Source organism: Clostridium sp. FP2, from assembly GCF_011065955.2.
GTDB lineage: Bacteria > Bacillota > Clostridia > Clostridiales > Clostridiaceae > Clostridium_AD > Clostridium_AD tagluense.
Map to the genome: position 1 here is coordinate 46662 of NZ_JAAMNI020000001.1, position 11607 is coordinate 58268.

The following is an 11607-nucleotide window of genomic DNA, read 5'->3' on the forward strand; positions in this document are numbered from 1 at the left end:
AATATATGAATATAACTGAATTATTAAATGTAAATCTAATTAAACTAGAGCTAAACAGTAAGACAAAAGAGGATGTAATAAAAGAGATGGTAACCATTTTAGATAGAGATGGTAAATTACTAGATGTGGATAAATATTTACAAGCGGTATTAGATAGAGAAGCTGAATTTTCAACAGGAATTGGTATGGGAATAGCTATTCCACATGGCAAAAGTAGCGGAGTTAAAGAACCTGCATTAGTATTTGGTAGAAGCGTGGACGGAATTGACTATCAGTCTATGGATGATGAACTTGCTCATATATTCTTTTTAATAGCTGTACCAGAAGAATCAAGTGATGAGCATTTAAAAATATTAGGTCAAATTTCTAGAAAATTAATGCATAGTGAGTTAAGAGATAGCTTAATGAAAGCTAGCAGTGCTGAAGAAATAATTACACTATTAGAACAATAGATAACACATATTAAATAAGAAGGGGGAAGGTTTATGAAATTTGTAGCAATAACTTCATGTCCGACAGGGATAGCGCATACCTATATGGCAGCTGAGGCTCTTGAAATGACTGCAAAGGAAATGGGCATAAACATTAAAGTAGAAACTCAAGGGTCGGTGGGGGCAGAAAATCAATTGACGCAGGAAGATATAAGGGAAGCTAGAGTAGTAATAATTGCAGCAGATACTAATGTTTCAAAGGAACGTTTTGCAGGAAAGACTATAATTGAAGTTGGCGTAAAAGATGCAATTAAAGATCCAAAAGGGCTTATTCAAAAGGCAATAGATATAAAAGTAGAGAATATAAATATTTCAGAGCAAGTGAGTGAAATTAAAGAAGAAAAAAAGGCTGAGAAAAAAGGCCCTTATAAGCACCTTATGACAGGTGTATCTTATATGATTCCTTTTGTAGCAGCAGGGGGTATTTTAATTGCAATTTCTTTTGCTTTTGGAATACTAGCGTTTAAAGAGCCGGGTACCATAGCAGCAGCTTTAATGCAAATTGGTGGAGGTTCAGCCTTTGCACTGATGTATCCTATACTGGCAGGGTTTATAGCGTTCTCTATAGCAGATAGACCAGGGCTTGTACCAGGTATGGTTGGTGGTATGCTTGCTACATCTTTAAGCGCAGGCTTTTTAGGTGCAATGGCAGCAGGTTTCTTAGCCGGTTATACTATTGTTTTCTTAAAGAAAATAATAAAAATGCCAAAATCCTTAGCAGGGTTAATGCCAGTTATAATATTACCGGTTTTATCCTCATTAATAGTTGGACTAGTAATGATATTTGTTATAGGAAAGCCTGTAGGTGCAATAAACGTAGCAATGGCAAAATATTTAACTAATTTAAGTGGAGCAAATTCCGCACTACTTGGAATAATTATTGGTTTAATGATGGCGTTTGATATGGGTGGTCCAGTTAATAAAGCAGCCTATGCTTTTGGAGTAGGAACTCTAGTTGCAGGTCAAACATCTATGGTAATGGCAGCTGTAATGGCAGCAGGAATTACTCCTCCCCTTGGAATAGCTCTTGCAACGGTTATAGCTAAAAAGAAATTTACATCAGAACAAAGAGAAGCAGGAAAAGCTGTTTGGGCACTTGGGGCTGCATTTATAACAGAAGGTGCAATACCATTTGCAGCAGCGGATCCACTTAAAATAATACCTTCAGTAATGGTGGGTGCTGCAGTAACAGGGTCATTATCTATGGTGTTTAAAGCAGCTATAGCAGTTCCACATGGTGGTATATTTATATTATTGATTCCAAATGCAGTTACTAATGTGGGTGCGTATATATTATCCATAGTAGTTGGTACAGTAATAACCGCTCTTATGATTTTATTATTGAAAAAAGATATTATTATTAAAGAAGTAAATTAATAATTAATTTAATAACTGTTAATAAATTTAATCATTGTTTATACATGTGCAATAGGGTAAAATATATATATAATTTTAAAAATAACTTAGTTTTAGGAAGAATCTAAGATGAAAAGGAGATGTCTTTATGTACGAAGCAGAAATTGTGTTAATGAATGAGCAAGGTTTGCATGCAAGACCAGCAAGTATTGTGGCTAAAAAAGCATCTAAATTTACTTCACATATAACTTTAATCAAAGACGATAAAGAGTATAATGCAAAAAGTATAATAAATATATTAAGTATGGCAGCTTCAAAGGGTGATAAAATTAAGATTGTAGCGTCTGGAGACGATGAAAAAAAGGCAGTAGAAGAATTAAAAGTAGTAATTGAAAAAGAAATCGTAGAACTTTAAAAAATAATGGTTTATAAAGAATCATATATAAAGTAATATTCACTCCTAGGCTAGTAAAATACTTAAATTTACTGCAAGGAGTGAATTTCGCTTATAAGGAGGTTATTTAATGAAAGGCATTGGAGTTTCACCTGGAATAGTAATAGGAAAAGTACTATTAAAAGAAGAAAAGAAGATTATTATAGAAAAAAAAGATATTATAAATTATGAAGATGAAGTTAAAAGATATAAGGTGGCTATGGAAAATAGCAAGAGTGAAATTCAGGACATATATAATAATGTGTTAAAAAGTATGGGTGAAAAAGAAGCTACCATATTTGAAGCTCATTTAATGATCCTAGAAGATCCAGAAATGCTTCAGCAGATCGAGAAAAAAATTCAAGATGATAAAGTTAATGCTGAGTGGGCACTAAAAGAGATTTCAGAAATGTTTATAGCTATGTTTGATGCTATGGATAATGAATATATGAAAGAAAGAGCAGCAGACATAAAAGATGTAACAGCAAGACTTATGAAAAAATTATTAGATATAGAGGATGTTAACTTTGCACAATTAGCTAATGAAGTTGTAATTGTGGCGCGTGACTTAACTCCATCTGATACATCACAAATAGATAAAAAAAAGGTTTTAGGTTTTATAACGGAAATTGGTGGAAGAACTTCACATTCGGCTATAATGGCTAGAAATTTAGAAATACCAGCAATAGTTGCAGTGAAGGATATAGCGAGTATTGTTAAAAATGGAGATTTAATTGTTTTCGATGGTGAAGAAGGGTTAATATACATTAATCCAGAAGAAAAAATAGTAAAGCTTTATGAAGAAAAAAAAGAAGAATACAATAAATCTCAAAAAGAGCTAGATTTATTAATAGGAAAAGAAAGCATCACCACTGATGGAATAAAAGTAGAATTATCTGCAAATATTGGAACACCAAAAGATTTAGAGAGTGTTTTAAATAATGATGGTGAAGGTATAGGATTATATAGGTCTGAGTTTTTATATATGGATAGGACATCAGCACCAACAGAGCAGGAACAATATGAAGCCTACAAGGAAGTTGCGCAGAAGATGAAAAATAAACCTGTGGTTATTAGAACACTAGATGTTGGTGGCGATAAAGAATTAGATTATTTAAATCTTCCCAGCGAGATGAATCCTTTTTTAGGATATAGAGCTATAAGAGTTTGTTTAGATAAAGTTGATATATTTAAAACTCAATTAAGAGCTATACTAAGAGCTAGTGCCTATGGAAATATTAAAATAATGTTCCCAATGATTTCAAGTATTGAAGAATTAAGAGCAGCAAAGGCAATTTTAGAGGGAGTAAAAAATGATTTACATAAAGAAAATATAGCATTTAATGAAAAGTTAGAAGTAGGAATTATGATAGAGATACCTGCAGCGGCTATTATTTCTGATTTGTTTGCCAGGGAGGTAGACTTTTTTAGTATAGGAACCAATGACCTTATTCAATACACAACTGCAGTAGATAGAATGAATGAAAAAATATCTCATTTGTATAACCCATTTCATCCTGCATTACTAAGACTAGTAAAAATGGTTATAGATAATGCTCATAAGGAAAATAAATGGGTGGGTATGTGTGGAGAAGTAGCGGGAGATCCTAAACTAATTCCAGTATTAATTGGAATGGGACTTGATGAATTCAGCATGAGTCCTATATCCATCTTAAGAGCAAGAGGGATTATTAGAAATATATCTCAGGAAAAAATGAGAGATTTAGCACAGCAAGTTGTTAATCTTCCTACAGCCACGGAAGTTGAGAAATTCATAGAAAAAAATATAAATCTAAAAAATTAATACAAAAAAACAAAAATGAAATTCTAAGATTTTAGAATTTTGTTTTTGTTTGCTTGTATTTAGTAGTTTGAGCAAAGCATAAATAGTGGTATAAAAGGAGAGAACAATTATGGAGCCAATAGCATTCAATATATTTGGATTATCCGTTGCATGGTATGGTGTTTTTATTGCAACAGGAATGATGGTTGGAATTTTATTAGCTAATTTTACGTCTAAGTTAAAAGGTATCGATTATGATGAACTTTTAAATATTATATTAATATCTTTTCCTATAGCTATTATTGGAGCTAGAGCTTATTATGTAATATTTCAGTTTGATCAATATAAGGATAATCTAATAGAAGTATTCTATATACGCCAAGGTGGGCTTGCTATACATGGGGGAATTATATTTGGTATGTTAGCTGCAATAATATATACGAGACATAAAAAAGAAAATTTTTTACAATTTGCAGATGTAGCAGCACCATCTATAATTATTGCACAGGCTATAGGCAGATGGGGAAACTTCTTCAATAGTGAGGCTCATGGTGGACCAGTTACTAAGGGATTTATAAGTAAATTTCCGGAGTTTATACAAAATGGAATGCTAATAGATGGAGTTTATTATCATCCAACCTTTCTCTATGAATCAATATGGAATATTATAGTATGCTTATTATTAATTTATTTATTGAAAAAGACATTTAAACATGGAACTGTGTTTTTTACCTATATAGGATTATATTCCTTAGGAAGATTTTTTATAGAAGGACTCCGAACTGATAGTTTAATGTTTGGAAGTATAAGGGTGGCACAATTAATAAGTTTAGCGGGAATTGCACTATGGATTATATTCCTTGCAATTAATTATAAAAGGAAGACATTAAAATAATTTCAATGGTTGGGATAAGTTTCAAAAATATTTAAATAAAAAACTATTGAAATAACTACTTATTAATAGTATAATTGTTTTTGTTGCACTACTTTGGTGTAAGCAAAGCAAGAAGTACTTTATGGAGAGATGTCCGAGTGGCTTAAGGAGCACGCCTGGAAAGCGTGTGTAGGGGCAACTCTACCGAGGGTTCGAATCCCTCTCTTTCCGCCAGTTTATATTTCCGTACTAGCCGGGGAGTTAGCGGTGCCCTGTAACCTGCAACCCGCTACAGCAGGGGTGAATTCCTCGCCTAGGTTATAAAATGTGTGGTCTGACCTATATAAGTGGCGTTGAGAACTGGGCCCCACGCAATGGAAACTCATGAACCCCGTCAGGTCCGGAAGGAAGCAGCGGTAAGTGAATCTTTCCATGTGCCGTGGATCAACCTGGTTTGAGTTAACTGTATAGGTAACGCGCATAGTTTATTCATCGAAGCGAGGTGTACGGTCTACATAAGAATTATAAGATACCTACAAAGGTGTCTTTTTTTTATTTACCCATAAACTATAAAGTTTTAATAAAAACAAACTAATAATTTGATTTAAATGATATAATTATTTAATGACATTTCAGAAGGAAAGTCTCCCACGGCTATAGGCGGGAATCCAATACTATAACAAAAATAAAACTTTAGTGGGAGTCTAAATCTCCTTCTGAAGTCATTAATTACAGCTCCGCAGGAGATGATTTAATGATTAATTTTAAAAGAGGTGAAATTTGTGGCATATAAGGCTTTATATAGAGAATGGAGACCAAAAACTTTTCATGATGTAGTAGGTCAGGAGCATGTTACTATAACCTTAAAAAATCAAATAAATAACCAGCGAATAGCTCATGCATATCTTTTATGCGGTACAAGAGGAACTGGAAAAACCTCCACAGCTAAGATACTGGCGAAAGCGGTTAACTGCACAAATTCGGATCATGGAGAGCCTTGTAATGAATGCGAAATGTGTATCAATATAAATTCAGGAACGGCAATAGATGTTACTGAGATAGATGCAGCATCCCATAATGGAGTAGATAATATCCGGGATATAATTGAAGATGTTCAGTATCCACCACAAGAAGCTAAGTATAAAGTTTATATCATAGATGAGGTTCATATGTTATCTATAGGGGCAGTTAATGCTTTCTTAAAAACACTAGAGGAACCACCAAGTAATATAATATTTATATTAGCCACAACGGATCCTCAAAAATTGCCAGTAACAATATTATCTAGATGCCAAAGATTTGACTTTAAAAGAATAAAAAGTTCAGATATATTTGAAAGACTTAGAAAGATTGTTACAGAGCAAGGTGTTCTTGTGGAAGATAATAGTTTGAAATTAATATCAAGAGTTTCTGATGGAGCAATGAGAGATGCGTTAAGTATTTTAGATCAAGCAATATCAATGAATGAAGGTAAGGTAGAATATGACAGTGTTATAGACATGTTAGGTCTTGTAACTTCTGAGAGTATTACAATACTTTCAGACAGTGTAATAGACAGAAACGTTGAAAGGTCAATAAAGACTATAAATGAAATAGTTATGAGTGGTAAGGATATATATGTATTTATAAAAGATATGACTACTCATATGAGAAATCTACTTATGGCTAAAGTAAGTGAAGATGTAGGAGAAATTTTAGATATGTCTAGTGAAAATATAGGCATTTTAAAGCAGCAAGCAGCGAAGATAAGAGTAGAAGAAATTATGAGGAATATAAAGATACTACAAGATGCAGAGGAACAAGCTAAATGGAGCAAACAAAATAGAATTTATTTAGAACTTGCAGTTATCAAAATGTGCAAAATAGAATATGATACTTCAAAAGAAGTTCTATTATCTAGAATAAACAAATTAGAAGAAATAATAAAACAAGGGAAGATAACTGTAGCTTGCGAAAGTATAACTCCTGGGGCTACCAAAAAGAATGATGGGAAAAAAGAAATTAGGGCAAATAAAAAAACGCAAGTAAGGCCAGTGCAAACTCACAATCCCAATTCTACTTTAACCGTAGAAACGGTTAAAAAGTCCTTTAAGGATATTTTAGATATGTTTAAAGCACGAAGACACATGGTTATCTATGCTTCTTTACTTACAGGGGAAATTGTATCTTGTCATGGGGGCGTAATAGAGCTAAGTTACGAAAAACAATATGCCTTTAATAAAATTAGATTAAATAAAGAAGAAAATAGAAATATAATAGAAGAAATATTTTCCGAATCATTAAAAGAACCAGTAAAAATAAAATATACTGTAGAATCCGATGAAAAAGAGGTTAGATCACCAGAGGATATACTAATAGAAACATTTGGAGAAGATCTTGTAGAAATACTAGATGAATAGATTTTATAAAAAATATTTACTGTTTTAATGGAAATTATTATAGGTATTAGTATATAATAATATAGAAAAGTTATAGTTGAGTAGCAATATATATATCCTTTTAGATTATAAATATCTAAATTAGATTTAAGTTTTTGTTATGAATCTAGAAGATATAAATATAATAATATTAAGATGAATAACTAATAAATAGGAGGTAACTATTATGGCAAAAGGTGGATTTCCAGGTATGGGTGGAAATATGAATAGTCTAATGAAACAAGCTCAAAAATTTCAACAACAAATGGAAGAAATGCAAAAAGATTTAGGTGATAAAAGATTTGAAGCATCTGTTGGTGGTGGAGCAGTAACTGCAATAGCTAATGGAAAGAGGCAACTTGTTGACGTAAAGATAAAACCAGAAGTAGTAGATCCAGATGATGTTGAAATGCTTCAAGATTTAATTATGAGTGCTTGCAATGAAGCACTAAAAAAGGCAGAAGATGAAACAAGTAATGAAATGGGTAAATTAACAGGCGGACTTAATATGCCAGGAATGTTTTAATAAACGCTAGAGTTAAAAGCTACATTGTTATGAGGTGAATGAATTGGATTTTTATCCAGTGGCAATAGAAAAACTTATAGAAGAATTTGCAAAGCTCCCTGGTATAGGACGAAAAACAGCTCAGAGACTTGCATTATTTGTACTAAACCTTCCGAAGGAAGAAGTAGAGGAGTTTGCGGGTGCACTGGTTAAAGCTCGTGGAACATTGAAATTTTGCTGTATATGTGGATGTTTTACAGATACAGACCCCTGCGCAATTTGTTCGAATCCAAATAGGGATAAAAGCATGATATGCGTAGTTGAAAACCCAAAAGATATTATTACCATGGAAAGAGTAAGAGAATTTAATGGGGTTTACCATGTTCTTCATGGAACAATATCACCAATGTCTGGGAGAGGTCCTGAAGATATAAAGTTAAGAGAACTTATAAGAAGGATTAATGGGGAAGTTCATGAAGTGATAGTAGCAACTAATCCAAACATAGAGGGAGAAGCTACAGCTATGTATATATCTAAAATATTAAAACCACTAGGCACGAAAGTTACAAGAATTGCACATGGCATCCCAGTTGGTGGAGATTTAGAATATACAGATGAAGTAACACTTTCTAAAGCTATGGAAGGAAGAAAAGAAATATAGAATAATACTCCTATTTTATGTCAAGAATTTAGAAAAGATATAAAATAGGAGGTTTTTTTATTATGAATAGAAAAAAAATAATTGAAATAATGTTTTCAAACATAAAATATACCCAGGAAGAGAAAGATATTATTATGCAATTGGAAGAAGCCAAGATGCAGTGGGAAATTGCAAAAAAATACTTTGCAGTGGTAGATGATCCTAAACTTGTAGATTATGCGATTTATAGTGAAGATCAATGTAAAGCTAAATACATATATTTTTTATTAGAAGCTAGAAGAAAAGGCGTTACTATTGATGCCAGTTATATGATAGAAGAGTTAGACTCTATTAATGCATAAAAAAAAATTAAGAAAGTTAATAATATATTGGAGAGTTGTGAAATATATTATTAATAAAACATAACAAATAAGAGTTGAGATTAACATAGGGGGAGTTGGATATGGAAGTTATATTATATTTTTTAATTGCTATAGTGGGCATGGTAATTGTGGTAAAGCTCTTTTCTTGGCCATTAAAGATATTAGGTAAGTTAATATTGAATGGAGCTTTGGGTGTCTTACTTTTATTACTTGTTAATTTTGTAGGAGAATACGTGGGAATAAGTATAGCAATAAATGCTGTAACTGCGCTTATAGCAGGATTTTTAGGAGTGCCAGGAGTAATATTTTTAATCATTTTCAATAAATTAATGTAATATTACCTATAGTAGAAGCTATTTATATTAATTATGAATTTACAATAGATCAAGGCAGTTTCAGATAAATAACTAGTATGCTGACTAGTTATTTATCTGAAACTGTCTTATATTTTTGTTTTCCATAAAAAAAGGCTTAGAAATAGTATATTTTTAAGCTGTTAAGGTGAATACTTAATATATATAATAACTGCTGAAGCTATTATATTTAGTAGATAGTCATAGGAAGGTAGCAAGTAGAGAAAATAACTATCCTGGTGTATCAATATAAGCTACAGTTAGATAAAGTTTAAAAATTCAAGAATACGCCACCTGTTTTATTTTAATTACTCTAAACTAAACTATATGATAAATATTATATGATAAGATATTACATGTTGCTGATGACAAGTAACGACATATTAAAAGTAGAGTTAACAAGTTTGCGAAAGTTATTAAAAAACATTTAAAAACAAGTTGACAAAATGAAAGTAAGCTGATAAAATAGTAGAAGTCGTCACATGATGACATGTAAATTGGTCTTTGAAAATTAAACAGAGAAATAGGTAAAATAGCGAAATAACATTTCGTTAGACCAGTTAATTACTTTAGATAAAAAAGTAATTTTAGTCGTAAGACTAAAAAGTATGTAATGAGCTTGCTAACCAGCTTAACAGTTGGCGCAGATTATTCATTTCAAATAAAAAGTGTAAACTTTTAAATTGAGAGTTTGATCCTGGCTCAGGACGAACGCTGGCGGCGTGCCTAACACATGCAAGTCGAGCGATGAAACCCTTCGGGGTGGATTAGCGGCGGACGGGTGAGTAACACGTGGGTAACCTGCCTCAAAGAGGGGAATAGCCTCCCGAAAGGGAGATTAATACCGCATAATATGTTTTGATCGCATGATTGAAACATCAAAGGATTTTTCTTCGGAAAATTCCACTTTGAGATGGACCCGCGGCGCATTAGCTAGTTGGTGAGGTAACGGCCCACCAAGGCAACGATGCGTAGCCGACCTGAGAGGGTGATCGGCCACATTGGAACTGAGACACGGTCCAGACTCCTACGGGAGGCAGCAGTGGGGAATATTGCGCAATGGGGGAAACCCTGACGCAGCAACGCCGCGTGAATGATGAAGGCCTTCGGGTTGTAAAGTTCTGTCTTCTGGGACGATAATGACGGTACCAGAGGAGGAAGCCACGGCTAACTACGTGCCAGCAGCCGCGGTAATACGTAGGTGGCAAGCGTTGTCCGGATTTACTGGGCGTAAAGGATGCGTAGGCGGACATTTAAGTCAGATGTGAAATACCCGAGCTTAACTTGGGTGCTGCATTTGAAACTGGGTGTCTAGAGTGCAGGAGAGGTAAGTGGAATTCCTAGTGTAGCGGTGAAATGCGTAGAGATTAGGAAGAACACCAGTGGCGAAGGCGACTTACTGGACTGTAACTGACGCTGAGGCATGAAAGCGTGGGGAGCAAACAGGATTAGATACCCTGGTAGTCCACGCCGTAAACGATGAATACTAGGTGTCGGGGGTCGAACCTCGGTGCCGCAGTTAACACAATAAGTATTCCGCCTGGGGAGTACGATCGCAAGATTAAAACTCAAAGGAATTGACGGGGGCCCGCACAAGCAGCGGAGCATGTGGTTTAATTCGAAGCAACGCGAAGAACCTTACCTAGACTTGACATCCCCTGCATAACCCAGAGATGGGCGAAGTCCTTCGGGACAGGGTGACAGGTGGTGCATGGTTGTCGTCAGCTCGTGTCGTGAGATGTTGGGTTAAGTCCCGCAACGAGCGCAACCCTTATCATTAGTTGCTACCATTTAGTTGAGCACTCTAGTGAGACTGCCCGGGTTAACCGGGAGGAAGGTGGGGATGACGTCAAATCATCATGCCCCTTATGTCTAGGGCTACACACGTGCTACAATGGTGAGTACAAAGAGATGCAAGACCGCAAGGTGGAGCCAAACTCAAAAACTCATCCCAGTTCGGATTGTAGGCTGCAACTCGCCTACATGAAGCCGGAGTTGCTAGTAATCGCGAATCAGCATGTCGCGGTGAATACGTTCCCGGGCCTTGTACACACCGCCCGTCACACCATGAGAGTTGGTAACACCCGAAGTCCGTGAGGTAACCGTAAGGAGCCAGCGGCCGAAGGTGGGATTGATGATTGGGGTGAAGTCGTAACAAGGTAGCCGTAGGAGAACCTGCGGCTGGATCACCTCCTTTCTAGGGAGTAGATGCAAAGACTTCGGTCAATGCAACAAGAAGAATTTAATTATTCTTCGAAATGTCTACTGTAATTACTCGTAATCTATTCTCTGTTTAATTTTGAGAGACTAATTTTAGTTAACTCTTTGGAGTTAACTAAAAATTTAATCTTTCTAAAAATGTTCTTTGAAAA

At 34.5% G+C, this 11607-nt stretch carries 10 protein-coding genes, 1 tRNA gene, 1 rRNA gene and 1 other RNA gene; all 13 read left to right on the forward strand.

The annotated features are described in order from the left end of the window. The first annotated feature begins 5 nt into the window (after nucleotides 1-5). On the forward strand, nucleotides 6-452 hold the full coding sequence (locus G9F71_RS00220) for a PTS sugar transporter subunit IIA (protein WP_164951996.1): 447 nt from the start codon (nucleotides 6-8) through the stop codon (nucleotides 450-452). 33 nt (nucleotides 453-485) lie between these two features. Then, complete coding sequence (locus tag G9F71_RS00225; RefSeq protein WP_164951995.1) at nucleotides 486-1868, forward strand: PTS fructose transporter subunit IIC; 1383 nt, start codon at nucleotides 486-488, stop codon at nucleotides 1866-1868. 127 nt (nucleotides 1869-1995) lie between these two features. Next, nucleotides 1996-2262 (forward strand): HPr family phosphocarrier protein, encoded by a 267-nt coding sequence (locus G9F71_RS00230; RefSeq protein ID WP_164951994.1) that lies wholly within the window; start codon nucleotides 1996-1998, stop codon nucleotides 2260-2262. Nucleotides 2263-2371: 109 nt separating this feature from the next. Continuing rightward, complete coding sequence (gene ptsP, locus G9F71_RS00235) at nucleotides 2372-4084, forward strand: phosphoenolpyruvate--protein phosphotransferase (RefSeq protein ID WP_164951993.1); 1713 nt, start codon at nucleotides 2372-2374, stop codon at nucleotides 4082-4084. Nucleotides 4085-4193: 109 nt separating this feature from the next. Next, a complete protein-coding gene (lgt, locus tag G9F71_RS00240; protein ID WP_164951992.1) occupies nucleotides 4194-4958 on the forward strand; it encodes a prolipoprotein diacylglyceryl transferase in 765 nt (254 codons plus the stop codon). Nucleotides 4959-5081: 123 nt separating this feature from the next. Continuing rightward, nucleotides 5082-5171 (forward strand) — tRNA-Ser (locus G9F71_RS00245). Between the two features lie 10 nt (nucleotides 5172-5181). Beyond that, nucleotides 5182-5447, forward strand: an RNA gene (gene ffs / locus G9F71_RS00250) — signal recognition particle sRNA large type. Nucleotides 5448-5719: 272 nt separating this feature from the next. Beyond that, nucleotides 5720-7336 carry a DNA polymerase III subunit gamma/tau gene (gene dnaX / locus G9F71_RS00255; protein WP_164951991.1) on the forward strand — a complete coding sequence of 539 codons (1617 nt, stop codon included), beginning with the start codon at nucleotides 5720-5722 and terminating at the stop codon, nucleotides 7334-7336. A 205-nt stretch (nucleotides 7337-7541) separates the two neighbouring features. Then, the gene (locus G9F71_RS00260; RefSeq protein WP_164947185.1) at nucleotides 7542-7880 is read left to right on the forward strand and encodes a YbaB/EbfC family nucleoid-associated protein; all 339 of its coding nucleotides are present in this window, start codon (nucleotides 7542-7544) and stop codon (nucleotides 7878-7880) included. Nucleotides 7881-7923: 43 nt separating this feature from the next. Beyond that, nucleotides 7924-8520: a recombination mediator RecR gene (gene recR, locus G9F71_RS00265; RefSeq protein WP_125006108.1), complete on the forward strand. Its 597-nt coding sequence runs from the start codon at nucleotides 7924-7926 to the stop codon at nucleotides 8518-8520. A gap of 62 nt (nucleotides 8521-8582) precedes the next feature. Beyond that, nucleotides 8583-8861, forward strand: coding sequence for a DUF2508 family protein (locus G9F71_RS00270; RefSeq protein ID WP_125006110.1), 279 nt, complete (start codon nucleotides 8583-8585; stop codon nucleotides 8859-8861). A 101-nt stretch (nucleotides 8862-8962) separates the two neighbouring features. After that, complete coding sequence (locus G9F71_RS00275) at nucleotides 8963-9217, forward strand: pro-sigmaK processing inhibitor BofA family protein (RefSeq protein ID WP_125006112.1); 255 nt, start codon at nucleotides 8963-8965, stop codon at nucleotides 9215-9217. 697 nt (nucleotides 9218-9914) lie between these two features. Next, nucleotides 9915-11432: ribosomal RNA gene (locus tag G9F71_RS00280) — 16S ribosomal RNA — on the forward strand. Nucleotides 11433-11607 lie beyond the last annotated feature (175 nt).

What these genes read in the sequence shown, in the direction of transcription:
- G9F71_RS00260 (WP_164947185.1), top strand. Translation starts at nt 7,542, where the DNA reads ATGGCAAAAGGTGGATTTCCAGGTATGGGTGGAAATATGAATAGTCTA.
- G9F71_RS00275 (WP_125006112.1), top strand. Translation starts at nt 8,963, where the DNA reads ATGGAAGTTATATTATATTTTTTAATTGCTATAGTGGGCATGGTAATT.
- G9F71_RS00230 (WP_164951994.1), top strand. Translation starts at nt 1,996, where the DNA reads ATGTACGAAGCAGAAATTGTGTTAATGAATGAGCAAGGTTTGCATGCA.
- G9F71_RS00270 (WP_125006110.1), top strand. Translation starts at nt 8,583, where the DNA reads ATGAATAGAAAAAAAATAATTGAAATAATGTTTTCAAACATAAAATAT.
- lgt (WP_164951992.1), top strand. Translation starts at nt 4,194, where the DNA reads ATGGAGCCAATAGCATTCAATATATTTGGATTATCCGTTGCATGGTAT.
- G9F71_RS00220 (WP_164951996.1), top strand. Translation starts at nt 6, where the DNA reads ATGAATATAACTGAATTATTAAATGTAAATCTAATTAAACTAGAGCTA.
- ptsP (WP_164951993.1), top strand. Translation starts at nt 2,372, where the DNA reads ATGAAAGGCATTGGAGTTTCACCTGGAATAGTAATAGGAAAAGTACTA.
- G9F71_RS00225 (WP_164951995.1), top strand. Translation starts at nt 486, where the DNA reads ATGAAATTTGTAGCAATAACTTCATGTCCGACAGGGATAGCGCATACC.